The following is a 25,629-nucleotide window of genomic DNA, read 5'->3' as shown; positions in this document are numbered from 1 at the left end:
TCATCAGTCAATTTCTCTGCTCTGGACCTGAGTTCGAAAGGATCGCCAAACTGGAGGTGCCGCGGAACGCACGCCCCCTATAGTGACCGCCGACCAAGGCGATCTCCTCAACCGCCGCCCAGAGGAGGGCTGTTGTTACTCCACCCTGCCGTCCTGCCCGACCTGGTCCCGTTACCCGGGGCGGTCGGCTGATGGCCAGAGACGGAGCCCGCCCCGCCTACGATCCCGCAGGTCACGACACCGAACTGAGCGCGGCCCTGCAAGAGGTGCGCGCGGGGCGCTGGATGTCGATGCGCGCCTTGCTGGACCGGACCGCGACCTGGTGGCAGTGGACGCAGCGCACGCAGGTCCTGGCCGCCGCGGCCGCCGGCACCGATGTGGTGCGGGCCTGGCTCGCCGAGGAGCCGGACAGCGTTCCGGCCGCGGTGATGCGGGCCCGGGTCGCCGTGGAACGCGCGTTACGGGCCCGGCGCGAGGAACACCGGCGCACCCACCAACTGTGGATCGAGGCCTGGGACCTGAGCGACGCGGCCACGCGTGCCGCGCCCCAGGATCCGGTGCCCTGGGTGTGCCTGCTGGCCCTCGCCCAGCTGGACCGCCGACAGCTGTGGGAGGAGCACCGGGCGCCGCCGCCCGAACCGATGCTGCCGCCCGGCCCGTGGGGGCTGTTGACCGAGGCCGACAAGCGCGACCCGTACAACCGCGAGGCCCACCACCGCATGGCGCAGTTCCTGTACGCGCGCACGTCCTCGGAACGGCTCGCGGAAGCGATCCGCTACGGGCACTGGGTGACCGACACGGCACCCGTGGGCTCCGCCCTGCACGTCCTGCCGCTCTACGTACGGGTCGAGCGCTACCGGCGCTCCGGCGGGCACTCCATCGGCCTCGACCTGCACTGGGTGGCCGAGGAGGCCACCCGCGAGGCCCGCCATGCCTACGACTCCTGGTTCGAACACTCCCGTCCCGTCGAACGCTCCCCGCTCGACCTCAACCACCTGGCCCACGCGCTGTGGGGAGCGCTGCGGTTCGAGGAGGCGGCCCGGGTGTTCGAGGCGATCGGCCCGTACTACACCCCCGTGCCCTGGGGCTACCGCAGCTCGGATCCGGGGGATCAGTCCCGGGCCGTACGGGTCTTCCTCCAGGCCCGTGCGCGCAGCCGGTCGGCGGCGCGCGGCCCCGACGCCTGACGCTTCCCCTCGTTTCCCCCGTCCCCTCACCTGCCCCCTCGTCTATCCCCTCGTCTGTCCCCCACCTACCCCCCTCGTCTGTCCCCATCGGAGGTCCACATGTCCCCCAGCCCCGATCCGTCGACGTCCCCGGGCGTGCCACAGCACGACGAGGAGCGGCGCCTGCGCGAACTCGGCTACCGGCCGGTGCTCGCCCGCCGCATGGGCGGCTTCGGCAACTTCGCGATCAGCTTCTCGGTGATCTCGATCCTGTCCGGCTGCATGACCCTGTACGGCTTCGGCATGGGCACGGGCGGCCCCGCCGTGATGCTGTGGGGCTGGGCGGGCGTCGGTCTGTTCGTGCTGTGCGTGGGACTCGCGCTGGCGGAGGTCACCAGCGCGTATCCGACGTCCGGCGCCCTGTACTACATGGCCGACCGGCTCGGCGGGCGCCGCTGGGGCTGGTACACGGGCTGGCTGAATCTGCTCGGTCTGCTCGGCGCGATCGCCGGCATCGACTACGGCGCCGCCCTGTTCACCGGCGCGTTCATGAACCTCCAGTGGGGCTTCGAGCCGACGCCGGAGAAGACGATGCTGATCTTCATGGCGATCCTGCTGCTGCACGCCGTACTGAACCTCTTCGGCGTGCGGCTGGTCAGCGTGCTCAACTCGATATCCGTCTGGTGGCATCTGGCCGGCGTCGCGGTCATCGTCGGCGCGCTGGCGATCGTGCCCGACAGCCACCAGTCGCCGTCCTTCGTCTTCACCGAGTTCGTCAACGACACCGGCTGGGACAACCCCGTCTACGTGGCCGCGATCGGCCTGCTGCTCGCCCAGTACACCTTCTCCGGCTACGACGCCTCCGCCCACCTCTCCGAGGAGACCTCCAACGCGTCGGTGTCGGCGGCGCGCGGCATCGTGCGCTCCATCTGGGTGTCGTGGCTCGCGGGCTTCGTGCTGCTGGCGGGGCTCACCTTCGCGATCCAGGACTACGCCGCCACGCGGGCCAGCGACACCGGGGTGCCGCCCGCGCAGATCCTGGTCGACGGCCTGGGCACGGACGGGGCGAGCGCGCTGATGCTGGTGGTGATCGTGGCCCAGTTGTTCTGCGGCAACGCCGAGGTGGCCGCGGCCAGCCGCATGGTGTTCGCGTTCAGCCGGGACAAGGCCCTGCCGGGCTCGGCGCTGTGGCGCAAGGTCAGCCCCCGCACCCAGACCCCGGTCGCCGCCGTCTGGCTGTCGGTGGTCGTCGCCTGTGTCCTCGCGCTGCCGTCCCTGTACTCGGCGACCGCCTACGGCGCGGTCACCGCCATCAACGTCATCGGCATCACACCCGCGTACGCCATCCCGGTGCTGCTGCGGCTGCGCGCGGGCGACCGTTTCCAGCCGGGTCCCTGGAACCTGGGCCGGTGGAGCAGGCCGATCGGCTGGATCGCGGTGACGTGGGTGGCGTGTGTGACGGTCCTGTTCTGTCTGCCCCAGTCGTCGCCGGTGACGGCGGAGACGATGAACTACGCGTCCATCGCCCTCGCCGTCGTACTCGTCCTCGCCACGGTGTGGTGGTTCGTCGCCCGCCGTTCGTACGGAACGCCCACGACGGCCGCGTACTCCGACCGGGAACAGGCTGAACTGGCCGAGGGCATCGTCTGAGCGCCGGCAACCGACTACCGGCCAAGTCGAACTCCTGTGCTGAATGCGGCAGGATAAGCGGTCGCGCCGACCATGGGGGGCTCCTGGCCGGCGCGACCTCTCATCCCGGAATCAAACAGGGGACAACGTGACGCAACTTCACATCCGGCCGTCGGCAAAGGCCTTCGCGGCGCTTCTTCCCGGAGGTGACCGGTGAAGCGCGACCTCACCATGGACGACCTGGTCATCGCCGGAATCGCCCTGATCGCGGGCCTGCTCGCGGCGTTCTTGCTGCGGATGCTGCTGCGCTGGCTGGGCAAGCACGCCGACCGCACCCGCTGGAGCGGCGACGACGTCATCGTGGCCGCGCTGCGGACCGCGATCCCGTGGGCCGCGATCACGGGCGGTGCGGCGAGCGCGGCGGCGGCGCTGCCGCTGACCCCGACGGTCCAGCACAACGTCAACCAGGTACTGACCGTCCTGCTGATCTTCGTCGTGACAGTGGCCGTGGCCCGGGTCGTCGCCGGCCTGATGCGGACGGTCACCCAGTCCCGCTCCGGGGTCGCCGGATCGGCCACGATCTTCGTCAACATCACCCGCGTGCTGATCCTGGCGATCGGCTTCCTGGTGGTGCTCCAGACGCTGGGCATCTCCATAGCGCCCATGCTCACCGCCCTGGGGGTCGGCGGTCTGGCCGTCGCGCTCGCCCTCCAGGACACCCTGGCCAACCTCTTCGCGGGCATCCACATCCTTGCCTCCAAGACCGTCCAGCCCGGCGACTACATCCGGCTGAGCAGCGGCGAGGAGGGCTACGTCGAGGACATCAACTGGCGTCAGACGACGGTCCGCTCGCTCTCCAACAACCTGGTGGTCATCCCCAACGGGGAGCTCGCGAAGGCGAACATGACCAACTTCATGCGTCCCGAGCAGGAGCTGACGATCCTGGTCCAGGCCGGAGTGGCCTACGACAGCGACCTGGAGCAGGTCGAGCGGGTCACCTGCGAGGTCGTCGCCGAGGTGATGACCGAGATCACCGGCGCCCTCCCCGAGCACGAGCCGCTGGTCCGCTTCCACACCTTCGGCGACTCCCGGATCGGCTTCACGGTCATCCTGGGCGTCGGCGAGTTCAGCGACCAGTACCGGATCAAGCACGAGTTCATCAAGCGCCTGCACAAGCGCTACCGCGCGGAGGGCATCCGGATTCCGGCGCCCGCGCGGACGGTGGCGTTGCAGCAGGGTTCGGTGCTGATCCCGCAGCAGCGGGGCGTCGAAGAGGCGGACGGGGTGCCGTCGGGGCACTTCGACTGACCCAGGTACGGACCCCTGTCGAGTCGGGGCCGATCAGGAGATATCTTGATGTCGAGCAATGTTGCAGACGTGGAGCGGAGCACCCGGTGACTGACTCGACCATCATCTATACGCACACTGACGAGGCCCCGGCCCTGGCGACGTATTCCTTCCTGCCGGTGGTCCGGGCGTACGCCTCGCAGGCGGGTGTCGCCGTGGAGACGCGTGACATCTCGCTGGCCGGGCGCATCATCGCCCTGTTCCCGGAGTACCTGGCGGAGGGGCAGCGCATCCCGGACGACCTCGGGGAGCTCGGCGCCCTCGCCAAGACGCCCGAGGCCAACATCATCAAGCTGCCGAACGTCTCGGCCTCCATCCCGCAGCTCAAGGCCGCGATCGCCGAGCTGAAGAGCCAGGGCTACGCGCTGCCGGAGTACCCGGACGACCCGAAGACCGACGAGGAGCGCGAGATCCGCGCCCGCTACGACAAGGTCAAGGGCTCCGCGGTCAACCCGGTCCTGCGTGAGGGCAACTCCGACCGCCGCGCCCCCGCGTCGGTCAAGAACTACGCCAAGACCCACCCGCACCGCATGGGCGTCTGGACGGCCGAGTCCAGGACGAACGTGGCGACCATGGGCGAGAACGACTTCCGCTCCACCGAGAAGTCCGCGGTCATCGCCGAGGACGGCGCCCTGCGCATCGAGCTGGTGGGCGACGACGGCTCCACCACCGTGCTGCGCGAGTCCGTACCCGTCCTGGGGGACGAGGTCGTCGACGCCTCCGTGATGCGCGTGGCCGCGCTGCGCGAGTTCCTCACGGCGCAGGTGGCCCGGGCCAAGGCCGAGGGCGTGCTGTTCTCCGTGCACCTCAAGGCCACGATGATGAAGGTCTCCGACCCGATCGTCTTCGGTCACGTCGTGCGCGCCTTCTTCCCGAAGACCTTCGCGAAGTACGGCGAGACCCTCGCAGCGGCCGGCCTGACCCCGAACGACGGTCTCGGCGGCATCTACAAGGGTCTGGAGTCGCTGCCCGAGGGCGCCGAGATCAAGGCCTCCTTCGACGCCGAGCTCGCCGAGGGTCCCGAACTGGCGATGGTCGACTCCGACAAGGGCATCACCAACCTGCACGTGCCGTCGGACGTGATCGTCGACGCCTCGATGCCGGCCATGATCCGCACCTCCGGCCACATGTGGGGCCCGGACGGCCAGGAGCACGACACCCTCGCGGTCCTGCCGGACTCCAGCTACTCCGGCGTCTACCAGGCCGTACTCGACGACTGCCGCGCCCACGGCGCCTACGACCCGTCCACCATGGGCTCCGTCCCGAACGTCGGCCTGATGGCGCAGAAGGCCGAGGAGTACGGCAGCCACGACAAGACGTTCGAGATCCCGGTCACCGGCACGGTCCGGCTGGTCGACCAGGCCGGGAACGTCGTCCTGGAGCAGACCGTCTCGGCCGGCGACATCTTCCGCGCCTGCCAGACCAAGGACGCCCCGATCCGGGACTGGGTGAAGCTGGCCGTCACCCGCGCCCGCGCCACCGGCAACCCGGCCGTGTTCTGGCTGGACGAGACCCGCGCCCACGACGCCAACCTGATCGCCAAGGTCAAGCAGTACCTGCCGGAGTACGACACCGAGGGCCTGGACATCCGGATCCTGAACCCGGTCGAGGCGACCAAGCTGTCGGTGGAGCGCATCCGCCGCGGCGAGGACACCATCTCCGTCACCGGCAACGTGCTGCGCGACTACCTCACCGACCTGTTCCCGATCCTGGAGGTCGGCACCAGCGCCAAGATGCTGTCGGTCGTCCCGCTGATGGCGGGCGGCGGCCTGTTCGAGACGGGCGCCGGCGGCAGCGCGCCGAAGCACGTGCAGCAGTTGGTCAAGGAGAACTACCTGCGCTGGGACAGCCTGGGTGAGTTCTTCGCCCTGGTCCCGTCCCTGGAGCACCTGGCGAAGGCCGACGACAACGCCCGCGCCCAGGTCCTCGCCGACGCCCTCGACCGCGCCACGGCGACCTTCCTCAACGAGGACAAGTCCCCGACCCGTCGCGTCGGCGGCATCGACAACCGCGGCAGCCACTTCTACCTGTCCCTGTACTGGGCGCAGGAGCTGGCCCGGCAGAGCGACGACGCGGACCTGGCGAAGGTCTTCGCCCCGCTCGCCGAGACGCTCGCCGCGAACGAGCAGAAGATCGTCGACGAGCTGAACGCCGTCCAGGGCAAGCCGGCCGACATCGGCGGCTACTACCACCCGGACCCGGCCAAGGCCGACGCGGTCATGCGCCCGTCGGCCACCTGGAACGCGGCGCTCGCGTCCCTGAGCTGACGCGACGGCCTCTCGGGGCCCCCGCGTGACTCCGCCCCGGTCGGCAGCTGCCCGGCCGGGGCGGAGCCTTGTCCGCGTGGCACCTTGGTCATGCAGCACGTCACCGACAACGCACGGGGGAGCAGCCACATGACCACCGCCGCACCGTCCTTCGCGGTCCTGCCCGGCGCCGAAGGCTCGCCGGTCGTCCTTCATGTGCCGCACTCGGCGCGGGACATACCGCCGTCGGTCCGCGCGGGCATCCTCCTGGACGACGAGGCGCTCGAGCGGGAGCTGGACCACATCACCGACGCGCACACGGATCGGATCGCCGCCGAAGCGGCGAAGCTGTCCCCGGTCGCCCCCTGGCGGTTCGTCAACCGGCTGTCCCGGCTGGTCGTCGACCCGGAGCGGTTCCCGGACGAGCGGGAGGAGATGCTCGCCGTGGGGATGGGCGCCGTATACACGCGCACCACCCACCGTGCGCCGCTGCGGCCCGCCGACGCCGATCCCGAGCCGCTGCTCGACCGGTACTTCCGGCCCTACGCGCGGGCGATGACCGACGCCGTGGCCGACCGGCTGGCCGCCGCCGGGCGGGCCGTGATCATCGACGTGCACTCCTATCCGACCCAGGCGCTGCCCTACGAACTGCACGGTCAGGGGCCGCGACCGCCGGTCTGCCTGGGCACCGATTCCTTCCACACCCCGCCGTACCTGCTGGACGCCGCGCGGGACGCCTTCGCGGAGTTCGGCGAGACGGGGCTCGACAGTCCGTTCGGGGGTACGTACGTGCCGCTCGACTTCTACGGCAAGGATCCCCGGGTGAGCGCCCTGATGGTCGAAATCCGCCGGGACACGTACATGAGCGAGCCGGGCGGCCCCGCCGGTACGGGCCTCGGCCGTCTCGCCGAGGCGCTGGCCGCCGTCGTGGCCGCCGCGGCCGGCTGAAGTACTCCCTCAGACCGTTCGAAGCACTCCCGCACGGCAGGCGGCCCGACGGCGGTGACGGGTCAGGCTCGCAGCCACTCGGTGACCACCACCTCCCCGGCGGTCCGCAACCGCAGTGCGAAAGGGCCGACGGGGGCCACGTCGGAGCTGAAACGCCCCAGGTCGTCGGCCACGAGCGTCGCGCCCGACTGCGGGCCTTTGAGCACCTCGATACGGGCCGGCTGAGGCGGCAGCACCTGCCCCATCAGTCCCTGTGCGGTCACCTCGACGTCGACCGTGACGTCCCCCGAGTGGAAGGTCAGCATCCGGGGGGCGTCCGTCGCTCCCCTGACCGGGATCGCGTCGACGAGCGAGTCGAAGGTCAGCCCGGCGAGCCGGGCGTCGAGATCGTGCAACGCGTAGGCCTCCACGGCCATCTGCCGCAGCTCGGCCGGCACCGGGTCCAGGATGCCGGCGGCCTGCTGGAGTTCCCCCAGCAGTCCGTCGTCGAGCACCGTGCCGGGTCCGTCGTCGAGCTCCTCGTCGTCGATGCCTTCGTCGGCGAAGGGGTCGTCGTTCAGGTCGAACATGCCACTCATGTCGTTCACAGCGCTCCCCGTGCGTCGAGTCGGGCCCTCAGGCGGCGCAGACAGCGCTGGCGCAGCGGCCCGATGCTGCCCACGGCGATGCCCAGCGCGGCGGACACCTCCTGGTAGCTGGGCGGCGGCGAGGCCATCAGCACCCGCAGCAACTGCCTGCACCGGTCGCCGAGTTCCTCGAACTCCTGCCACACGCAGCGGATCCGCTCGCTCTGGGCGGCGGCCTCCTCCGAGTCGAGGTACGACTGCTCGGGCGTACGGTCCTCACTGACCCGGTCCAGCAGCTGGGCGTCGTCGGTCGGCGTCATCCGCTTCAGGCTCTTGAGCACCTTCAGGCACTCGTGCCGGGCGGTGCTCGCCAGCCAGGAGCCCGCCTTCTCCGGTTCGCGGATCCGCCCCAGGTTCTGGGCGAAGCGGAACCACACGGTCTGGTACACCTCGTGCGCGTCGGCGTCGGACAGCCGGTGTGCGCGCACGACGGACCACACCAGCGGGCTCAGCCCTTCCACCAGCGCCTTCCAGGCCGCCGCGTCGCCGTCGACGGCGGACTGGACGAGCGCGCCGACATCTGTACGGTCCACGGCCCCACCCCTCGAGTACGACCTGTCATCGTACGCCGTGGAGGGGGTGGTTCCGGCCCTCATGCGCCTGCCGGGCGCTGCTCGACCACGGCCGGGCGCCAGGTGGCCGGCCGCAACGCTGGGACGTGCACGCCGCGCACCTCCGCGAAGGCGGCGTTCGCGGCGAGCAGTTGCCCACGGGCGGCGCGCGGGTCGGTCTCCTTGTGCGCGACCATGTGGGCGGCGATCATGCCGGCGACGACGGGGGTGGCGAACGAGGTGCCGCTCCAGTGCGCGAACCCCTCGAACATCACCTGGTCGGGCTTGGCGGAGCCGTTCGCCTCGCTCAAGGCGCCGGTGTGGCGGGGCGACTGGCAGGTGCACTGGTAGGTGAAGCCGTAGCGGCAGTCGTCGTACGTGGAGTGCTGGTACACGTACGGGACAGGCGTGTCGAAGCCGGTGAGGGCGCTGGTGAGGCGCTCGCCGGGGGCGTAGGCGTTCACCCAGGGGCCGTGGTTGCTGAAGCAGGCGCCGTGCTCGCCGTCGCCGCGCAGCGCGCCGACCGACAGGACCACGTTCTCGTAGTCGGGCAGCGCCGCGTAGGCGGCGGGCCAGAACGGGGTGGCGCTGGAGTTGTTGCCTGCCGCCGCGACCAACAGGGTGCGCTGGGTGCGCAGTTCCCGCATGAAGGCGTCCACGCCGAGCAGGCCGTCGGTGCGGCCGTTGGAGGTGCCGGCGGAGAGGCTGATGAGGTCGGGCCAGCCGTGCTGGTCGACGGCCTCGAAGAGCCTGACGCCGAAGTCGGACTCCAGGATGGCACCCGCGTCCGTGAGGGCGTTGTCGACGGTGACGTCCGTGTTCGGCGCCACCGCGGCGAGGAGCCCGGCGATGAACGTGCCGTGGCCGACGTACTGAAGGAGGTTGCCCTGGCTGTCGCTCTCGGTGCCGTGGAGTTCGCCCTGGACGTGGGCGAGCAGCGGGAGGGTCGCGTGGTCGTGCGTGAGGCCGTTGTCGATGACGAGGACGCCCACGGCGGTGTCCGCGTCGTAGGCGGCCTCGGCCGGGGCCGGGTTGGTGCCCGGGGTGAGCGGGGCGGGCACGGGCTCGTCGCCCGGGCAGGAGTTGACGGCGATCGACACCACGTGATTGCGGCTGACCAGTCGGTGTCCGGCCCGTCCCTCGCGCTCGCGCACGGCCCGCAGGGCATGTGCGACGGCCTGGTCGCCGCGCCGGTCGCCCTGGCCCGGGTCGCCGACCTGGATGCGGGTGATGCCCGAGCGGTTGGTCTCCGGGCTCGCCCGCCGCACGTGGTCGGGGGTCAGGTCGGGCGCCGCGGTGAAGTGCGTGCGCACGCTGTCCTCGACGAGCCGCGCCTCCTCACCGTCGCGGGCGAGGACCACGCCCTTCTCGTAGAGGAACTCCGACGCGTCGTCGGGTCCCATGGCCAGGGGGACGTCGGGCATCGAACGCTGGATCTGGTCGAACTGCTCGTGAAAACGCTGAGGTGCCATGGCGTGTCCTCCCGTTGAGACGGCGGTCGTCAGTCAGAGCGGCGTGCCCGCCGATTGATACAGCGCCGAACCTGTGGCGCCAAACCTGTTTCGTGTGCATCCGGGGCCACTACCATCCATGGGGTGACAGCGGGAAGCGACTCGGTTCTCGAACTGCTGCCGATGGTGTTCGCCGCCCCGGGCGAGGCTCTGGCGAGGGCGGCGGAGGTGCTCGACGCCGATCCCTCACCGCTGCACGCCTCCGTCGCCCACCAGGTGATCGGCATCTGGCAGCGGGACTGGGGCGATCTGCGGATCGCGCTGCACCATCTGCGCCGCGCCCGCGATCTGGCGGCGCGCGCGGAGTCGGCCGACCGGGAGGCGGACGTCCTGGCCGCCCTCGGTGTGGCGTTGGTGCACGCGGGCCGCACCCGGCAGGGCCTGGCGGCGCTGGAGCGGGGGGTCGCGGTGAGCAGCGGACTCACCCGCGCGCGTGTCCTGTTCCGGCGGGCCTACGCGTCGTGGGTGCTGGGGCGTCACCGGGAGGCGCTGGACGACGTGCGCCGGTCGATCCCCGTGCTGCGGCAGGCGGAGGACGTCATCTGGACGGCGCGCGCGCTGACCCTGCGCGCGACCGTGCATCTCGCGGTCGGCGCGGTGGACCGCGCGGACGCCGACTTCACCGCGGCCGAGGCGCTGTGGGACACCACCGGCCAGGAACACGACAAAGCCGACGCGGTGGAGAGCCGGGGACTCGCCGCGTTCCGTTCGGGCGACATCCCGGCCGCCCTGCGGCTCCTTGACGAGGCCGAGGAGCGGTACGCCAAGCTCGGCACGCCGACCTTCATGCTGAACATCCGGCGCTGCGAGGTCCTGATGGCCGCCGGGCTCGCCCCCGAGGCGCTCGCCGAGGCGGACGCGGCGATCGGCGTCCTCGACGGCATCGGCGGGCAGTCCACCCGCAAGGCCGAACTTCTGCTGGCCGCCGCGCGCGCCGCACGGCTGGCGGACGATCCGCACACGGCTATCGCGCGCGCGGCCGTCGCCGTACGGCTGTTCGCCGGGCAGCGGCGCACCTGGTTCGAGACGCACGCCCGGCTGGTGCTGATCGAGGCCCGGGTCGCCACCGGACGGGGTTCGGGGCGGCTGGTCGCGGACGCCGCCGCGGTGGCCGACCGGCTGGCCGCGTTCGGTGCGCCGGCCGCGCCGGAGGCCTCGCTGCTGGCGGGCCGGATCGCCCTCGACCTGGGCTGGACGGCGGACGCGGAGCGGCACTTGGCCGTCGCCGCCCGCGGCAGGCACAGCGGGCCGCCGCTGGCGCGGATGACGGGCTGGGCGGCGCAGGCGCTGCGCGCCCGGGCGGCCGGTTCCGGACGCGGGGTCCTGGAGGCCTGCCGGCGTGGTCTCGACGTGCTCGACGACCACCGGATGACGCTGGGCGCCTCGGAGCTCAGGGCCCGGGCGACCGCTCAGGGCGCGGAGCTCGCCGCGCTGGCCCAGCAGGCCAGTCTCGTCTCGGGCGGTCCGCGACGGCTGCTGGTGTGGAGCGAGCGCTGGCGGGCCACCGTCCTGTCCGCGCCGCCGACCCGCCCGCCCGCCGATCCCTCGCTGCTCAGCGGCCTCACCGCCTTCCGGGAGATCGCGGCCCGCGCCGAGGCCGCCCGGAGGGAGGGCCGTCCGGTGCCGGCGCTGGAGCGGGATCAGCGGCGCCTGGAGCGGGAGATCCGCTCCCGGACCCTGCACATGCGCGGCGACGCGCCCGGCGACGGCGACCGGTTCGACCCCGCCGGGCTGCTGAAGCGGCTGGGCGACGACGTCCGGCTGGTTGAGCTGGCCGTGCTCGACGGGCGGGTGCACGTGCTGCTGTGCGGCCGGGGGCGGGTGCGGCGGTTCGAGGCCGGGCTGCTGGCCGAGGCGGAGACCGAGGCGGAGCATGTGCAGGCCGGGCTGCGGCGGCTGGCCCACCCGGGCGCGGAGGCCCGGCTTCCGGTGGTGGAGGCGGCGGGCCGCCGCCTGGAGGAGCTGCTGCTCGGCCCGGCCGCGGCCCATCTGGGCACCGGTCCGGTCGTGGTGGTGCCTCCGGGCCGGCTGCACCGGGTGCCCTGGGCGCTGCTGCCCTCGCTGCGGGAGCGGGTGTTCAGCGTGTCGCCGTCGGCGAGCAGCTGGCTGCGCGCCCGGGAGACGGCGCCGCCGCCCTGCGGCCGGCAGGTGCTGGTACGCGGCCCGGGCCTGGCCACCGGCGGCGCGGAGGTGCCCGAACTCGCCGACCGGTACGGCGGATCGACGGTGCTGGAGCACGAGGACGCGCGTGTTCCGCGCGTGCTGGAGGAGCTCGACGGCTCGGCGCTCGCGCACATCGCCGCGCATGGCACGTTCCGCGCGGACAGTCCGCTGTTCTCGGCACTGCGGATGGCCGACGGCCCGCTCATCGTCCACGACTTCGAGCGCCTGGACCGCAGCCCGTACCGGATCATCCTGTCCTGCTGCGACACGGCCCGGTTCGCGTCGGTGGGCGCCGACGAACTGCTCGGCCTGGTCACCGCGTTGCTGCCGCTGGGCACGGCCGGGGTGGTGGCGTGCACCGCGCCCGTCAACGACGCCGCGGTGGTGCCGCTGATGCTCGCGCTGCACAAGGGACTCAGCTGCGGCCTGTCACTGGCCGAGGCGCTGCGCGACGCGCGGGCCGCGGTGCCGGGCGACGCGGTGCACCAGGCGACAGGGTGGGCGTTCTCGGCGTTCGGGGCGGCATGACGGGCATGCCCCGCCCATCCTGCGCGACGTTCGTGGCGGCCTGACCCCACCCCCGATAACAGGGGGTCAGACCGCCGGTCCGGGGGTGCGGCTCAGGCCGGCTGCGCTTCGGGCAGTTCCATGAGCCACGGGAGCGCGCCGCGGTCACTGGCACCGAGCCGGGCGTACGCGCTGTAGAGGTGGTTGCCGACGGTGCGGATCGACAGGGTGAGCTTCTCCGCGATCTGCCGGTTGCTGAGGCCGGCGGCCGCGAGGGTGACGATCTGCCGCTGCCGGGCGGTCAGTTCGCCCAGGACGAGCCCCGCCAGTGCCGGTGTGCGGGCGCCCTGGCAGCGCCGGGCCAGCGCGACGGCGCGGGTGCGTGAGGTGCGCGCGGCGCGCGGGTCGCGGTGGGCGCGTACGGCCTGGGCGTACGCCTCCGCCGCGAAGAGCAGGAAGCCCCGCTCCTCCAGCCGTACCGCCGCCCGGTCCAGGGCCGGGCCGTCGCCGCGGGCGAGAGCCTCGGCGTGGGCGGCGAAGACCCCGGTCAGCCGGCCGGCGGCCTGCTCGGGTGCGCCGCGGCGGACGGCGTCGTAGGGATCGTCAGTGATCGCTTCCAGGGCCCCGCCACTGGACTCCTGGAGAACCGTCACCTCACCTGACTGGGCAGTGGCGAGGGCGAGTTCGAGACGGCAGGTCGGATCCTCGGGAGCCTCGCGCAGCCCCTCCCGCGCCCAGGCCGCCGCCTCCCGCAGCTCCCCCCGCAACCGCGAGAACCGCGCCCGTACGGCCGCGTACCGGGCCGGCACCGTAAGGCCCTCCTGCGCGAGCCACTCCCCCACGGGCGTGGGAATCGCCCGTACGTCGGCCCGCTCGATCCCGGTCGTCAGCGCGGCCGACTCCGCCGCCAGGGCGGGGGCGCAGCTGTCCGGCGTGCGGGCCAGCCGCCGGGCCCGCAGCTTTCCGGCGGCGGCCCGCAGTACGGGGCCGTAGAGGGGATGGGCGAGGTGTACGGCGCCGTGGTCGTCGACCCGGACCAGGCCCTCGGCCTCCAGGTGTTCGAGAGCGTGCAGGGCGAGGTCGTCCATGTGGAGCGGGAGGGGCTCGGCGAAGGCCAGCCGTTCCAGGGTCTCGCGCTCCTCGGGGCAGGGGCGGTCGAGGACGTGCGCGGTCCGTTCGCGAACGGTCGCGGTGAGCGGGACCGGTCCGCGCCAGGCGTGGGCGTCGCAGCCGGGGACCCGGGTGAGCAGTCCGCGCCCGCGCACCGCGCCCAGCAGGTCGCGCAGCAGGCGCAGGTCCCCCTGGCACAGGCGGTACAGCCGGTTGACGGTGAGCGGCTCCGGGCCGTCGGCGGCGCCGGCCGCCAGCAGCTGCGCCGTCTCCTCCCGGGGCAGCGGTTCCAGGGCGAGACGCGGCAGCAGCTCCCCGGTCCACAGCCGGGACACCGCACTCGGCACCGGAACGCCGTCGGTGGCCACGACCAGCAGGCGGGTGCGTCCGTGCACGGCCAGCTGGTGGACCAGGGCGGCCGAGGCGTCGTCCAGCAGGTGGGCGTCGTCGACCAGCAACAGCCGGGTGCCGGACAGCAGTTGGACGGCGCGATGCAGCGTGACCGACTCGGGCAGCAGGTGCGCGAACGCGGCGAAGGGGATCCGCTGTGTCTCGGGGGTCCCGGCCGCCTTGACGCAGTCGGTGCCGCGGACGGCTTCCGTGACGAGCCTGGTCTTGCCGCTGCCCGCCGGGCCGGTCACCACGATGCCGGGGCGGGCGGCGGCCATGGCCCGGCGGACCAGGGCGAGTTCGTCCTCCCGGCCGGTGAAGGGCCAGGGCAGCTCCAGGGTCTTGGCGTCCCGTTCGAATGTCATCACGACTAACAAGAGCGCCCATACTCACGTTTGATACAGGGGGACTTGAGTAGCCCCCGACTCAGGTGCCCGGGGGGCGCGGACGGCAGTCTTGGCGCCATGACCGCACGCTACTGCTCCCTCGCGCAGCAGCCTGCCCCCGCCTTCGCGCCGGGGCTGGCCGCCGAGCGGCTCAGTGCGCTCATCGGCGGAAGCCGGATGTGGGTCAACAACACCGTGCTGCACTACTACTTCTTCGACGACGACACCGACGCGTCCGTCATTCCGGTACCGGGGACCGGGGCGACCCGGCGGGTGTCGTGGGTCGGCGCCAAGGATCAGCGGGACGTCGTACGCGAGTGCTTCCAGGAGTGGCAGAACCTCGGCATCGGCGTGTCGTTCGCCGAGGTCGGGGACCGCTCGGAGGCCGAGCTGCGGATCGGGTTCCAGCTCGGCGACGGCTCCTGGTCGACCGTGGGCAAGGACGCCCTCCAGGTCGGCCTGCACGAACGCACCATGAACTTCGGCTGGGACCTCACCGCGCCCGGGGAGCGCGGGACGGCCCTGCACGAGATCGGGCACGCGCTCGGCATGCTGCACGAGCACCAGAGCCCGTTCGCCGGCATCCACTGGGACGACGAGGCCGTCTACGCCGATCTGGCGGGCCCGCCGAACTTCTGGAGCCGGGACAGGACGTTCTTCAACATCCTGCGCAAGCTGGACCCGGACGAGGTCAACGGCTCCGTCTGGGATCCGCAGTCGATCATGGAGTATCCCTTCGAGGCGGGGCTGATCCTGGAGCCGGAGCAGTACCGCGCGGGCCTGAACCCGCCCGGCACCGTCTCCCCCGCCGACAAGGAGTACGTCCTGCGCTGGTACCCGCCCGCCGCCCTGCCGCGGCCGGCGGCGCTGGTGCCCTTCCGCTCGGCGCCGCTCGCCCTCGGCCCGGGCGAGCAGGCGGACTTCACCGTCGAGCCGCCGGAGACCCGCGAGTACACCGTGGGCATCTTCGGCGAGAGCGACGCCCTCGTCGTGGTCTTCGAGGAGCGGGACGGCGAGCCCCGCTACCTCACCGGCCAGGACGACGGGGGCACCACGCGCAACGCCACGATCAAGGCCCATCTCGTCAAGGGCCGCCGCTACTTCGTCCGTGTGCGCCTGTACTCCAGCTGGGGTTCGGGGGAAACAGCTGTCATGTGCTGGTAACAGCACGAGCAGGCCGCACACGGGCGAGGCTGGACCACTGTCCGGCGCCGGGGGAAGCGGTCGCGGACGTCACCTTCGGGGGAGGGTGACGTCCGCGACCACGCCATGCCGGGCCGCCCCGAGGGGCATCACGAGGCCACGCGTTCGCTCCGTACGTCGTCCGGGTGGGTCAGGCCCAGGTGGTCGCGGAGGGTCGGGCCCTCGTACTCGGTGCGGAACACGCCCTGCTCCTGGAGCAGCGGGACGACCTTGTCCGCGAAGATGTCGAGGCCGGTCGGGGTGATGTGCGGGACGAGGATGAAGCCGTCGCTGGCATCGGCCTGGACGTAGTCGTTGATGGTCCGGGCGACGGTGGCCGGGGCGCCGACGAAGTTCTGCCGGTTGCCGGTCTCGATGACCAGGTCGCGGATGGACCAGTTGTTGGCGGCGGCGAGTTCGCGCCACTCGCGGGCGGTGGCCAACGGGTCTCGGTACATGCGCACCTGGGCGCGGCCCCGGGAGATGTGCTCCTCGCTCACCGACGGGTCGATGTCGGGCAGCGGGCCCTCCGGGTCGTACGAGGAGAGGTCCCGGTTCCAGACGAACTCCAGGTGTTTGAGGGCGGTGGCCCCGCTGACCTGCTGGCGGCGCACCTCCTTGGCGAGCTCCTCCGCCTCGGCGTCGGTGTCGCCGAGCACGAAGGTCGCGGCGGGCAGGATCTTGAGCTGGTCGTGGCCGCGGCCGTACTTGGCGAGGCGGTTCTTGACGTCCGTGTAGAAGGCCTGGCCTTCCTTCAGAGTGGCGTAACGGCTGAAGATCGCGTCGGCGCCGGCGGCGGCGAACTCGCGGCCCTCGTCGGAGTCACCGGCCTGGAAGATGACGGGGCGGCCCTGCGGGGAGCGCGGGACGTTGAACTGGCCCTGGATGTCGAAGTGCTGTCCGGTGTGGACGAAGGATCCGGCCTTCGCGTCGCGCAGGAAGGTGCCGGTGGCCTGGTCGGCGAGGATCTCGTCGCCGTGCCAGGAGTCGAAGAGTTCGTTCGTGGTGGCGAGGAACTCCTCGGCGCGGGAGTAGCGCTCGTCCTGCGGGAGGAAGCCGCCGCGGCGGAAGTTCTCGCCGGTGAAGGCGTCCCAGGAGGTGACGACGTTCCAGGCGGAGCGGCCGCCGGAGAGGTGGTCGAGGCTGGCGAACTGGCGAGCGACCTCGTAGGGCTCGTTGAAGGTGGAGTTGATGGTGCCGGCCAGCCCGAGGTGTTCGGTGACGGCGGCGAGCGCGGCGAGGACGGTGAAGGTGTCGGGGCGGCCGACGACGTCCAAGTCGTAGATTTTTCCGCCCTGTTCACGCAGCCTGAGCCCTTCAGCGAGGAACAGGAAGTCGAACTTGGCGCGTTCGGCGGTCTGTGCGAAGTGCGCGAAGGAGCTGAACTCGATGTGGCTGCCGGCCGCGGGGTCGCTCCACACGGTGGTGTTGTTGACGCCGGGGAAGTGCGCGGCCAGGTGGATCTGCTTCAGCGGCTTGCTCATGGTTCTGCGGTCCTTCCGGCTCAGGCGGCGGCGTAGCGGTTGGCGGGGCGGGGCAGGCCCAGCAGTCCGCGCAGGGTGTCGGCCTCGTAGGCGCGGCGGAAGGCACCGCGGCGCTGGAGTTCGGGGACCAGGCCCCGGGTGATCGCCGGCAGGTCGTGGCCGAGGACGGCGGGACGCAGCCGGAAGCCGGTGAGCCCGGCCGCCTGCAACTCGCCGAGGAGATCGGCGAGTTGGGCGGGCGTACCGGCGAAGATGCGGGCGTCGCTGGTGTACGGCTCCCCCGCGAGGGTGTCGAGCCGGTCCCGGCGAGCGGCGGCCTCGGCCGGGTCCTCGTCGAGGAAGACCACCAAGTCACCGAAGACGTGCAGGGGTTCGCCGGCACGCCCTGCCGTCTCCTGCTCGGCGCGGATCTCCGCGACGATCGCGCGGGCCTGGTCGGCGTCGTGCGGGGTGGTGTAGCCGACGTCGGTCGCGCGGGCCACCAGACGGTACGGGACGGTGTCGTGAGCGAGGACGCTGACGAGGGGCTGGCCCTGCGGCGGGCGGGGCGTGATGGAGGGGCCCTTGACGCTGAAGTGGCTGCCCTCGAAGTCGATGTAGTGCAACTTGTCCCGGTCGATGAAGCGGCCGGTGACGACATCCCGGATCTCCGCGTCGTCCTCCCAGCTGTCCCAGAGCCGGCGCACGACCTCGACGTAGTCGGCGGTCTCGTCCAAGAGGTCGGTCACCAGTTCCCGGATGTCCGGGCTGTCGTAGGCCTCGATGCGCGGGATGGTGCGGCGGCCGAAGTGCGCGGCCTCGTTCGGGCGGGCGCTGACCTGCACCCTGAGGCCCGCGCGTCCCGTGCTGACGTAGTCGAGGGTGGCGATGGCCTTGGAGATGTGGAAGGGCTCCGTGTGGGTGACCACCGCGGTCGGGACCAGGCCTATGTGCCGGGACAGCGGGGCGATGCGGGCCGCGATCAGGACGGAGTCCAGGCGGCCGCGCACCTGGTCGGTGCGCTCGTCCGGGTCGAGGAAGTGGGAGGACTGCGGGCCGAGGCCGTCCTCGATGGTGACGAAATCGAGCAGACCGCGTTCGGCCTCGGCGACCAGGTCGGCCCAGTATCCGGCGGTGAACAGGTCGCGGGGGCGGGCCACTGGCTCGCGCCAGGAGGCGGGATGCCAGCCGGTGCCGTCCAGGGCGACGGCGAGGTGCAGCAAAGGAGAAGGGGACACGGGTGGGTGCCTTCCTGGAGGTCCGTACGAGATCACCGGCCCGCGGGAGGCAGGGCAGGTGCAGGGGCAACGGGGTCAGGAGCAACAGAGCGCGCCGGCTACGCGCTGGAGATCGATGTGGGGCCGGGAGTGGAGGTGGACGGCGTGGAGTGTGCGTGTCACGGCCGTCACCTCCTTGCATCTGGGCGCGCGCGGCGGCGCCGCGCAGATCTCGTCGTGGGTCACAACGCCGCGGCCTCGCGCTGTGTTCCCGTTCATGGTGTGCGCACCAGGAGAATGGTGGACCGGCGGCGCAGGGTGAAGCCGATCGACTCGTACAGCCGGATCGCGGGGGTGTTGTCCGCGGCGGCGTGCAGGAACGGGGTGTCGCCACGTTCGCGGATGCCCGCGGCGACCGCGCGGATCAGCCGGGTGGCCAGGCCCCGGCCGCGGTGCTCCGGGTCCGTGCAGACGGCGCTGATCTCCGTCCAGCCCTGCGGGCGCAGTCGCTCTCCGGCCATGGCGATCAACCGTCCTCGTTCGCGAATGCCGAGGTAGGTGCCGAGTTCGATGGTCCGCTTGAGGAACGGGCCCGGCTCGGTGCGGGCAACCAGGTCGAGCATCTCGGGTACGTCGTCGGGGCCGAGCCGTACCGCCTCGGGGGCGGGCTCGGCCCGCAGCGCGGTGTCGACCAACTGCACGCCGACCCCGCCGCCGACCACCTCCCAGCCGTCGGGGACCTGCTCGGCAGGCTTGATCCGTACGACGGTTGCCGGGCCGACGAGCGTGTGCAGGTCGGCCCAGGCGGCCGGATCCCCGGGATCGGCGAGGGCGGCGAACGCGTACACGTCCACCGGGTAGCGCGCCGCCTGTCCGTTCCGTTCGGCGAAGCCGGCGTGCGGGCCGTCCAGTGCGGACCAGACGGGGTTGTTCAGCACGCGGCTGTCGAGGCCTCCGTCACCGCGGAGGTCGAGCTGATGGATCACTGTGACGAAGTCCTCTCCATGCGCCGTACGATGACGGCCCGTCAGGAATTGGTCAGTGGCAGTCCGGGCGGGTTGACCTCGGACTTGGCGACGGCCTCGTTGGAGAGATTCCAGGCGGCGAGCCACTTGGCGTACTGGCCGTTCTCGATCAGGTAGTTGATGGCGTCGGCGAGGGGCTTGGCAAGGCCGCTGTCCTTCTTCGCCGTCGCGGCGATCAGGCCTTGGAGCGACTCACCGGCACCGGAGAACTGGCCCGCGATACGGGTCGCCTGAGGCGTCCTGGCGGTCTTCGCCGCGTGGTAGGCGAGATTCGGGCTGGGGCCGAAGTAGGCGTCGATCTTGCCGCTGCTCAGCGCCAGATAGATGCTGTTGGTCTCCTGGAAGTACTTGACGGTGAGGGGTTTCTTGCCCTCCTTGGCCAGCTTCGCCTTCCACTCCAGGAGGAGCTTCTCCTGGTTGGTGCCGTTGGCGACGGAGACCGTCTTGCCGGCGAGGCTCTCGTAGTCGCCGTCGAAGTTCCAGGTGTTGTCCTTCTTCACCTCGAAGGCGAGATCGTCCTTGCGGTAGGAGGCGAACTCGTACTTCTGCTTGCGCTCCTCGGTGTCGGTGACGTTGGAGAAGGCCACATCGACCTTTCCGCTGTCGAGGCCGATGAACAGGTTCTCCCAGGTCGACCGGCGCACCTCGGGCTCGAGGCCGAGGACGGCGGCCACCAGCCGGCCGAGGTCGGGCTCGGAGCCCGTGATCGTCTTCTGGTCGTCTCCCACGAAGCCGAGCGGCGGACTGCCGGAGGGCAGCGTGCCGGATCCGATCACCAGCTTGCCGCTCTTCTTGAGGGCGGCGGGCAGCTCGGCGCTGATGGACTTCACCTCGGAGACCTTCAGGGTGGTCTCCTTCGCGGCGCCGTTGGACAGCTGCCCCACGGTGACCGTGCCGGCGGTGTCGGTCTTGGTGGCGGCGTCGCTGTCGCCCCCGCAGGCGGCGAGCCCGGTGGCCAGGGCGGTGACGGCGGTCGCCGCGGTGATGCCGCGTATCAGGCTGCGTCGGGAGAGCTGGGTGGGCATGGCTGTCCTTGTCATTCAGAGGGTCGTGAAGGTGGCGTGGGTGGGGAAGCGGGGTTCCGGGCGCCGGCCGGGTCAGAGCACCTTGCTCAGGAAGTCCCGGGTCCGTTCGTGCCGCGGCTTGTCCAGGACCTCGGAGGGCGGGCCCTGTTCGACGATCCGGCCTCCGTCGATGAAGACGACCCGGTCGGCGATCTCATGGGCGAAGCCGATCTCGTGGGTGACGATCACCAGGGTGGTGCCGCTCCTCGCCAGGTCCTTGATGACGGCGAGGACCTCACCGACGAGTTCGGGATCGAGCGCGGAGGTCGGCTCGTCGAAGAGGATGACGCCGGGACGCAGCGCCAGGGCGCGTGCGATGGCCACGCGCTGCTGCTGGCCGCCCGACAACTGCCGTGGGTAGGCGGCGGCCTTGTCGGCCAGACCGACCCGGTCAAGGAGTTCCCGGGCGAGTGCCTGGGACTCGGCCTTGCCGAGCTTCCCGGTCGCCGCCGGGGCGGCGGCCACGTTGTCCACCACGGTGAGGTGCGGGAAGAGATTGAAGTTCTGGAAGACGAAGCCGATGCGGCTGCGCTGCGTCAGGATGGCCCGCTCGCTCAGCTCCTTCAGACGTTCGCCCTGCCGGCGTACACCGATGAGCTCGCCGTTGATGCTGACGTAGCCGATCTCCGGCTTCTCCAGGTGGTTGATGACCCGCAGCAGGGTGGACTTCCCGGAGCCGGACGGGCCGAGAATCACGGTGACTTCACCGGGCCGCACGGTCAGGTCGACGCCGTCCAGCACCCGGTGAGTGCCGTACCACTTGTGCACGTCGTGCACCTCGATGGCGGCGGCCGCGTTCTGAAGCACCTCGGCAGTCATACGCCGGCCTCCCGACGCATGCGGGCCCGCAGATCGGCGAGAGTGGTCCGCAGTTTCCGCAACGGCGTCGGCGGCAGGGTCCGTGTGGCGCCCCGGGCGTAGTACCGCTCGACGTAGAACTGGACGACGGACACGACGCTGGTGAGGATCAGGTACCAGACGGTCACGACCAGCAGCAGCGGCACGATGTCGCCGGGGTAGGTGGCGCCCATGGTCTGCGCGGTGCCGAACAGGTCGAGCAGGGACACGTAGAAGACCAGCGAGGTGGCCTTGATGAGGCCGATCAGCTGGTTGACGTAGTTCGGGGTGATGGAGCGCAGCGCCTGCGGGAAGACGATCTTCCTGAACTGGTAGCCCTTCGGCAGGCCGAGCGCGGAGGCCGCCTCGTGCTGGCCCTGGTCGACGGAGAGGATTCCGCCGCGGACGACCTCGGCCGCGTACGCCGCCTCATTGAGGCTGAGGCCGATGACGGCGACGACCATGTCGGTGGCGAGCCGGGACTCGTCGAAGGTGAAGAAGGCCGGCCCGAAGGGCACGCCGACGCTGAGCGTCTGGTAGAGGGCACTGAAGTTGTAGAGGAACAGCAGCACCACGATCAGCGGGATCGAACGCAGTGCCCAGATGTAGGTCCAGCTGACCGCACGCAGCACCGGGCTCTTCGAGAGCCGGGCCACGGCGAGCAGAATGCCACCGAGAAGTCCCAGCACCGCACTGTAGGCGGTGACTTCGAGGGTGATGAGGAGACCGTCGAGAATGGTCGGCCGCAGGAACCAGTAGCCGAAACGGTCCCACTGGTAGAAGGGGTTGGACACCAGACCGTGGACGAACTGGGCCGCCAGGACCAGGACGACCGCGGTGGCGATCCAGCGGCCGGGACGCCGCAGCGGCAGAACTCGCTGGGCGGCGAGCTGCTTTGACGGCGCGTCGGCGGGCGGCGGTGCCTCGGCGAGGGACATGGCGGCGCCTGGGGGTTCACTCATGAAAGGGCTCCGGCGGAGTCGGACCCCCCGGACACGGCGAACGTGGTGCCCCTACGGCGGCCGCTCTACGGCGGCAGAACGTGGCACACGGGGACGCACGGGAACCGGGGGCTGGGCGGACAACGGCACACCGCGGGGGCGGTGTTCGTCAGGAACGCGGGGGCTGGAAAGGACGTCAGCCCCGACAGCGGGCACGGCCCGGTGCGGTACACAGTGCGCTGCTCACGCGGAGCAGATCGACGGCCCGGTCAGCGACGAGCGGGTTGGCGTACGGCAGTACGCAGCCCTGGGCGCGGCGCGCGGCCGTCCTGGGTACTGCGTACATGTCCGTCACCGTCACTGATCTCGGAGGTCCGGGGGGCTCTTGTGGTCCGTAGGCTAAGGCAGCTGTCCGGACATGTGTCAACGCCGGTCCATCAGTTGGAACGTCTCAGCAGCGCTCAGCGTCCTTGAGCCGCGTGGGCAGCCCAGTCCAGGATCTGCACCGCCGCACCGGCGGCCTCCAGGCCCCGGCAGTGGGCGTGGTGCCGGCGCGCGATACCGTCGAGGTCGAGTCGGCCACCGAAGGCCGGGTGGGCGGCCAGGCGGCGGGCGTAAGCCCACAGGGTGGGATGGCCGGCGATGCGGTGCACCGCGGCGGCGTCCAGGTGGTGCCGGTGCACGGTGTCGAGTTGGACCAGGGTGACCCACAACTCGACGTCGGCCGCATTGATCTGATCCCGGATCAGATACTCACGACTGACGAGCCACCGCTCCAGCGCCCCCAGCGTCTCCAGCAGCTTGTCGAGCGCCGCGGCACGCTCGGCCGGCTCGGTGCCCGGCGCGCCGGCCCGCTGCGCGGCCTGCTCGATGTCCTGTCCGCACAGCCGCTCGACGGCCTCGATCTCCGCCTCCGCCCCGCACGGGTACAGCGCGGGGCGCCCGGTGCCGAAGTGCCGGGCCAGGTCGCGCATGATGTCCGGGGCGTGGGTGCTGACGATCCGTCCCGACCAGTCGTCGCTGAGCACCGGCGCCAGGGCCGCGCCGCCGTAGCGGTGCGCGCTCGCGTCGTACAGCGGGCGCAGCGCGGAGTGACCGCCGTCGGGGCAGTCGGGCACGGCGTCCAGGAACGTCACCGGACAGACGTCGTCGAGACCGAGCAGGCCGTGGACGACGGCGATGCGCAGACAGTGCGGACAGCCGGGCGACAGATGGATCCGGTAGCGGCGCGGCACGGCGTAGTGCCCGCTGCGCGCGTCGCTGCCGATCCGCCCGCGGAAGGCGGGGGCGGACTGCTCGGAGTGAAGGAGGGCGAGCGGTGTCACGGACATGGGTCTCCCCGGGGTGGGTGCGCGGACGTACGTGCGGCGGAGGCGACGTCGGGCGAGGAGCGGGCAGGAGAGCCGGCTCAGCCCAGGGGGCTGATCGCGCTGCAGACGCGCAGCAGATCGATGTGACGACGGGAGGTCAGAAGAGGGGACGGCCGAGACGTGCGGCTCACGCGGCTGGTGACCGGACCAAGGCGCCCCATGTTTCCCTACCTGTTCACTAGGATTCCCCACTGGAGTGTCGATCGGCCTCCGCGTGACGTCAAGGGGGCGTCCACGCCGCGGGCATGCGTGTGGGGCCGCCACACCGGTGACGGCCCCATATGTGCGATCCCTTATGACGTGGTGAGCCAACCCTTCGACCGGGCCAGGTCGACGACGCAATTGCGGACCTGCCTGATCTGCGCCGCGGTGAGCGAGTCGACCGAACCCACCAGCGCCTCGGTCAGTTCGGTGCGGAACTGCCCGATCCCCGGGGCCTCGCCCGGCGCGGCCGGACGCGTGGCGGGGATCCGGTTGGCGGAGGGCTGGTAGACCAGGCGGATCTCCGATGCCTTGGGCCCCTTCTCCCCCATCTCCATGAAGAACTCGACTTCGCTGCCCTCGTGGTAGAGGTACTTCTCGTCGAGCAGGTCGTTCGCGTGCATGAAGACGTCCTCGCCCGCTTCCGAGGGGGCGATAAATCCGTAACCACGGACCTCGTCGAAACGCAGAACCTTGCCAGTCATCAACACAGCCCACACCTCCGCGACACAGCAACAACTTCCGGGGACTCCCCCCGCAGTACACACCGACGCGAAATGTACCGGCCTCCGCCGAATCTCGCGAGGCCCGCCCGTGCGGAGCCCTGAGCCCCTTCAGTACCGGGGCTCCTGGACCACTCCCCCGCAGGTCCCGGAGAGATCAAGCTCCACCTCGTTCTCCCCTTCGCGGTCAAGGCCGCGACCTGGTCGCGGCCCTCGCCACCGACCACCGCACCCTGCTGAGCAAGGTCCCAGCGCTCTCAGTCCCCTGTGGCCAGCTTGCTTTCGGGACGCATTCGCCGTTCGCATCCCTCAAGAGGCCGGACGGGTAATTCCGGCAACTCGCCGGCGGCAGTGCCGGAGTCCTTCCGGACGAGGTCGAGGAAGGCCGCCGCTGCCGTGGAGAGCTGCTGGCTGCGCCACATCATCACGGCGTTGTGCACCAGCCGGGGCGTGGTGGGCATGACCAGCGCCCCGCGCCGCCCGGCGTCCTCGGCGAGCCAGCGCGGCAGCAGCGCGGCCCCGGCACCGGACAGTACGAGCGGGACGATGGCAGCTCGGTGAGTGGTCTCGACCGCGACCCGGGGCCGCGCCCCGCGCACGGTCAGGACACGGTCGGCCAGGGTGCGCATCGCGGTGCCTTCCGGACTCGACACCAGGGGCAGTTCGGCCAACTCGGCGAGGGGCAGCGCGGTTGACCGGGGCGGCCTGCTGCCCGGCGGAAGTACGGCCAGGAATTCCTGATCCGGAAGCTTGAAATGGTCCAGGCCGCCGAGATTTGCGGGGGATTCCGCGAGGCCGAGTTCGCATTCCCCCGTGCGGACCATTCCGGTGACGGCATTGTCGTGTTCCGGATCGGCGACCCTGATGTCCACCAGCGGGTGCAATTCACGGAAGCGGCCGATCAGACCGGCCAATGGGTCGACGGCGAGAGTGGTGAGCGCGACGATGTCGAGCCGGCCACCGGTCAGGCCGATGACCTGCTCCACGGACACCCGGGCCGTGGTGAAGTCCCGCAGCGTCTGCTGTGCCGGCCGGACCAGCGCCTGACCTGCCGCCGTGAGGCCCACGCCCCGGCCGAGCCGGTTGAACAGGGGTGCGCCGAGATCGCGCTCAAGGGCGCGGATCGCCTGCGACAGGGACGGCTGCGCCACGCGAAGGCGCCGACTGGCATTGGTGAAGCCACCGTACTGAACGATCGCGAGGAAGTACTCCAGCTGGCGACGCTCCATAGGGAAACCCTATCGCA

Annotated in this window: 23 protein-coding genes; 7 read left to right on the top strand and 16 right to left on the bottom strand. The window is 71.4% G+C overall.

Annotation, left to right across the window (positions count from 1 at the left end; translation table 11 throughout):
• The first annotated feature begins 191 nt into the window (after positions 1–191).
• From AB0I77_RS47970 to AB0I77_RS47950, 5 genes are all read left to right on the top strand, one after another.
• Complete coding sequence (locus tag AB0I77_RS47970) at positions 192–1,187, top strand: hypothetical protein (protein ID WP_363289277.1); 996 nt, start codon at positions 192–194, stop codon at positions 1,185–1,187.
• A gap of 99 nt (positions 1,188–1,286) precedes the next feature.
• On the top strand, positions 1,287–2,816 hold the full coding sequence (locus AB0I77_RS47965) for an amino acid permease (protein ID WP_363289276.1): 1,530 nt from the start codon (positions 1,287–1,289) through the stop codon (positions 2,814–2,816).
• Between the two features lie 192 nt (positions 2,817–3,008).
• Entirely contained in the window at positions 3,009–4,103 is a 1,095-nt protein-coding gene (locus tag AB0I77_RS47960; protein ID WP_363289275.1) for a mechanosensitive ion channel family protein, read from the top strand.
• 86 nt (positions 4,104–4,189) lie between these two features.
• Positions 4,190–6,409 (top strand): NADP-dependent isocitrate dehydrogenase, encoded by a 2,220-nt coding sequence (locus tag AB0I77_RS47955; RefSeq protein WP_363289274.1) that lies wholly within the window; start codon positions 4,190–4,192, stop codon positions 6,407–6,409.
• 129 nt (positions 6,410–6,538) lie between these two features.
• A complete protein-coding gene (locus AB0I77_RS47950; protein WP_363289273.1) occupies positions 6,539–7,336 on the top strand; it encodes an N-formylglutamate amidohydrolase in 798 nt (265 codons plus the stop codon).
• A 62-nt stretch (positions 7,337–7,398) separates the two neighbouring features.
• On the opposite strand, the gene AB0I77_RS47945 is transcribed toward AB0I77_RS47950, so the two are convergent.
• Genes AB0I77_RS47945 through AB0I77_RS47935 form a run of 3 tightly spaced genes read right to left on the bottom strand, consistent with a single transcriptional unit; the run spans position 7,399 to position 9,985 of the window.
• Positions 7,399–7,914: a hypothetical protein gene (locus AB0I77_RS47945; protein WP_363289285.1), complete on the bottom strand. Its 516-nt coding sequence runs from the start codon at positions 7,912–7,914 to the stop codon at positions 7,399–7,401.
• A gap of 5 nt (positions 7,915–7,919) precedes the next feature.
• Positions 7,920–8,495: a sigma-70 family RNA polymerase sigma factor gene (locus AB0I77_RS47940; RefSeq protein ID WP_363289272.1), complete on the bottom strand. Its 576-nt coding sequence runs from the start codon at positions 8,493–8,495 to the stop codon at positions 7,920–7,922.
• 59 nt (positions 8,496–8,554) lie between these two features.
• On the bottom strand, positions 8,555–9,985 hold the full coding sequence (locus tag AB0I77_RS47935) for a S8/S53 family peptidase (RefSeq protein ID WP_363289271.1): 1,431 nt from the start codon (positions 9,983–9,985) through the stop codon (positions 8,555–8,557).
• 162 nt (positions 9,986–10,147) lie between these two features.
• Between AB0I77_RS47935 and AB0I77_RS47930 the strand changes: the two genes are divergently transcribed.
• Positions 10,148–12,715, top strand: coding sequence for a CHAT domain-containing protein (locus AB0I77_RS47930; RefSeq protein WP_363289284.1), 2,568 nt, complete (start codon positions 10,148–10,150; stop codon positions 12,713–12,715).
• A gap of 92 nt (positions 12,716–12,807) precedes the next feature.
• Here the strand turns inward: AB0I77_RS47930 and AB0I77_RS47925 are convergent, their stop codons facing one another.
• Positions 12,808–14,559: a LuxR C-terminal-related transcriptional regulator gene (locus AB0I77_RS47925; RefSeq protein ID WP_363289270.1), complete on the bottom strand. Its 1,752-nt coding sequence runs from the start codon at positions 14,557–14,559 to the stop codon at positions 12,808–12,810.
• 99 nt (positions 14,560–14,658) lie between these two features.
• On the opposite strand from AB0I77_RS47925, the gene AB0I77_RS47920 reads away from it, so the two are divergent.
• A complete protein-coding gene (locus AB0I77_RS47920; protein ID WP_363289269.1) occupies positions 14,659–15,744 on the top strand; it encodes a M12 family metallopeptidase in 1,086 nt (361 codons plus the stop codon).
• A 128-nt stretch (positions 15,745–15,872) separates the two neighbouring features.
• On the opposite strand, the gene AB0I77_RS47915 is transcribed toward AB0I77_RS47920, so the two are convergent.
• The 12 genes from AB0I77_RS47915 to AB0I77_RS47860 form a co-directional block, all read right to left on the bottom strand.
• Positions 15,873–17,246 (bottom strand): NtaA/DmoA family FMN-dependent monooxygenase, encoded by a 1,374-nt coding sequence (locus tag AB0I77_RS47915; protein WP_363289268.1) that lies wholly within the window; start codon positions 17,244–17,246, stop codon positions 15,873–15,875.
• Between the two features lie 20 nt (positions 17,247–17,266).
• A complete protein-coding gene (locus AB0I77_RS47910) occupies positions 17,267–18,463 on the bottom strand; it encodes an LLM class flavin-dependent oxidoreductase (protein WP_363289267.1) in 1,197 nt (398 codons plus the stop codon).
• Positions 18,464–18,538: 75 nt separating this feature from the next.
• Positions 18,539–18,721, bottom strand: coding sequence for a putative leader peptide (locus AB0I77_RS47905; protein ID WP_363289266.1), 183 nt, complete (start codon positions 18,719–18,721; stop codon positions 18,539–18,541).
• Positions 18,718–19,428, bottom strand: coding sequence for a GNAT family N-acetyltransferase (locus AB0I77_RS47900; protein ID WP_363289265.1), 711 nt, complete (start codon positions 19,426–19,428; stop codon positions 18,718–18,720). Before AB0I77_RS47900 ends, AB0I77_RS47905 begins: the two co-directional genes overlap by 4 nt.
• Before the next feature lie 41 nt (positions 19,429–19,469).
• Positions 19,470–20,492 carry an ABC transporter substrate-binding protein gene (locus AB0I77_RS47895; protein WP_363289264.1) on the bottom strand — a complete coding sequence of 341 codons (1,023 nt, stop codon included), beginning with the start codon at positions 20,490–20,492 and terminating at the stop codon, positions 19,470–19,472.
• A 72-nt stretch (positions 20,493–20,564) separates the two neighbouring features.
• A complete protein-coding gene (locus tag AB0I77_RS47890) occupies positions 20,565–21,350 on the bottom strand; it encodes an amino acid ABC transporter ATP-binding protein (RefSeq protein WP_363289263.1) in 786 nt (261 codons plus the stop codon).
• Positions 21,347–22,330, bottom strand: coding sequence for an amino acid ABC transporter permease (locus AB0I77_RS47885; RefSeq protein ID WP_363289262.1), 984 nt, complete (start codon positions 22,328–22,330; stop codon positions 21,347–21,349). Before AB0I77_RS47885 ends, AB0I77_RS47890 begins: the two co-directional genes overlap by 4 nt.
• A 175-nt stretch (positions 22,331–22,505) precedes the next feature.
• Positions 22,506–22,655 carry a hypothetical protein gene (locus AB0I77_RS47880; RefSeq protein WP_363289261.1) on the bottom strand — a complete coding sequence of 50 codons (150 nt, stop codon included), beginning with the start codon at positions 22,653–22,655 and terminating at the stop codon, positions 22,506–22,508.
• 115 nt (positions 22,656–22,770) lie between these two features.
• A complete protein-coding gene (locus tag AB0I77_RS47875) occupies positions 22,771–23,640 on the bottom strand; it encodes a glutathione S-transferase C-terminal domain-containing protein (protein WP_363289260.1) in 870 nt (289 codons plus the stop codon).
• 77 nt (positions 23,641–23,717) lie between these two features.
• Complete coding sequence (locus AB0I77_RS47870) at positions 23,718–23,840, bottom strand: putative leader peptide (protein WP_363289259.1); 123 nt, start codon at positions 23,838–23,840, stop codon at positions 23,718–23,720.
• A gap of 132 nt (positions 23,841–23,972) precedes the next feature.
• Complete coding sequence (locus AB0I77_RS47865; protein ID WP_363289258.1) at positions 23,973–24,371, bottom strand: cold shock domain-containing protein; 399 nt, start codon at positions 24,369–24,371, stop codon at positions 23,973–23,975.
• Between the two features lie 269 nt (positions 24,372–24,640).
• A complete protein-coding gene (locus tag AB0I77_RS47860) occupies positions 24,641–25,612 on the bottom strand; it encodes a LysR family transcriptional regulator (RefSeq protein ID WP_363289257.1) in 972 nt (323 codons plus the stop codon).
• Between the last annotated feature and the right edge of the window lie 17 nt (positions 25,613–25,629).

This window comes from Streptomyces sp. NPDC050619 (genome assembly GCF_040654815.1).
Taxonomy (GTDB): domain Bacteria; phylum Actinomycetota; class Actinomycetes; order Streptomycetales; family Streptomycetaceae; genus Streptomyces.
The sequence above is the reverse complement of the archived record's forward strand: the minus strand, read 5'-3'. Positions and strand labels throughout refer to the sequence as shown.

Excerpts from the sequence above, each read along its gene's own strand:
- AB0I77_RS47860 (WP_363289257.1), bottom strand. The coding sequence starts at position 25,612 with ATGGAGCGTCGCCAGCTGGAGTACTTCCTCGCGATCGTTCAGTACGGT.
- AB0I77_RS47915 (WP_363289268.1), bottom strand. The coding sequence starts at position 17,246 with ATGAGCAAGCCGCTGAAGCAGATCCACCTGGCCGCGCACTTCCCCGGC.
- AB0I77_RS47905 (WP_363289266.1), bottom strand. The coding sequence starts at position 18,721 with ATGAACGGGAACACAGCGCGAGGCCGCGGCGTTGTGACCCACGACGAG.
- AB0I77_RS47925 (WP_363289270.1), bottom strand. The coding sequence starts at position 14,559 with ATGACATTCGAACGGGACGCCAAGACCCTGGAGCTGCCCTGGCCCTTC.
- AB0I77_RS47935 (WP_363289271.1), bottom strand. The coding sequence starts at position 9,985 with ATGGCACCTCAGCGTTTTCACGAGCAGTTCGACCAGATCCAGCGTTCG.
- AB0I77_RS47880 (WP_363289261.1), bottom strand. The coding sequence starts at position 22,655 with ATGTACGCAGTACCCAGGACGGCCGCGCGCCGCGCCCAGGGCTGCGTA.
- AB0I77_RS47945 (WP_363289285.1), bottom strand. The coding sequence starts at position 7,914 with ATGAGTGGCATGTTCGACCTGAACGACGACCCCTTCGCCGACGAAGGC.
- AB0I77_RS47965 (WP_363289276.1), top strand. The coding sequence starts at position 1,287 with ATGTCCCCCAGCCCCGATCCGTCGACGTCCCCGGGCGTGCCACAGCAC.
- AB0I77_RS47890 (WP_363289263.1), bottom strand. The coding sequence starts at position 21,350 with ATGACTGCCGAGGTGCTTCAGAACGCGGCCGCCGCCATCGAGGTGCAC.
- AB0I77_RS47930 (WP_363289284.1), top strand. The coding sequence starts at position 10,148 with ATGGTGTTCGCCGCCCCGGGCGAGGCTCTGGCGAGGGCGGCGGAGGTG.
- AB0I77_RS47970 (WP_363289277.1), top strand. The coding sequence starts at position 192 with ATGGCCAGAGACGGAGCCCGCCCCGCCTACGATCCCGCAGGTCACGAC.
- AB0I77_RS47895 (WP_363289264.1), bottom strand. The coding sequence starts at position 20,492 with ATGCCCACCCAGCTCTCCCGACGCAGCCTGATACGCGGCATCACCGCG.
- AB0I77_RS47885 (WP_363289262.1), bottom strand. The coding sequence starts at position 22,330 with ATGAGTGAACCCCCAGGCGCCGCCATGTCCCTCGCCGAGGCACCGCCG.
- AB0I77_RS47920 (WP_363289269.1), top strand. The coding sequence starts at position 14,659 with ATGACCGCACGCTACTGCTCCCTCGCGCAGCAGCCTGCCCCCGCCTTC.
- AB0I77_RS47875 (WP_363289260.1), bottom strand. The coding sequence starts at position 23,640 with ATGTCCGTGACACCGCTCGCCCTCCTTCACTCCGAGCAGTCCGCCCCC.
- AB0I77_RS47950 (WP_363289273.1), top strand. The coding sequence starts at position 6,539 with ATGACCACCGCCGCACCGTCCTTCGCGGTCCTGCCCGGCGCCGAAGGC.
- AB0I77_RS47870 (WP_363289259.1), bottom strand. The coding sequence starts at position 23,840 with ATGGGGCGCCTTGGTCCGGTCACCAGCCGCGTGAGCCGCACGTCTCGG.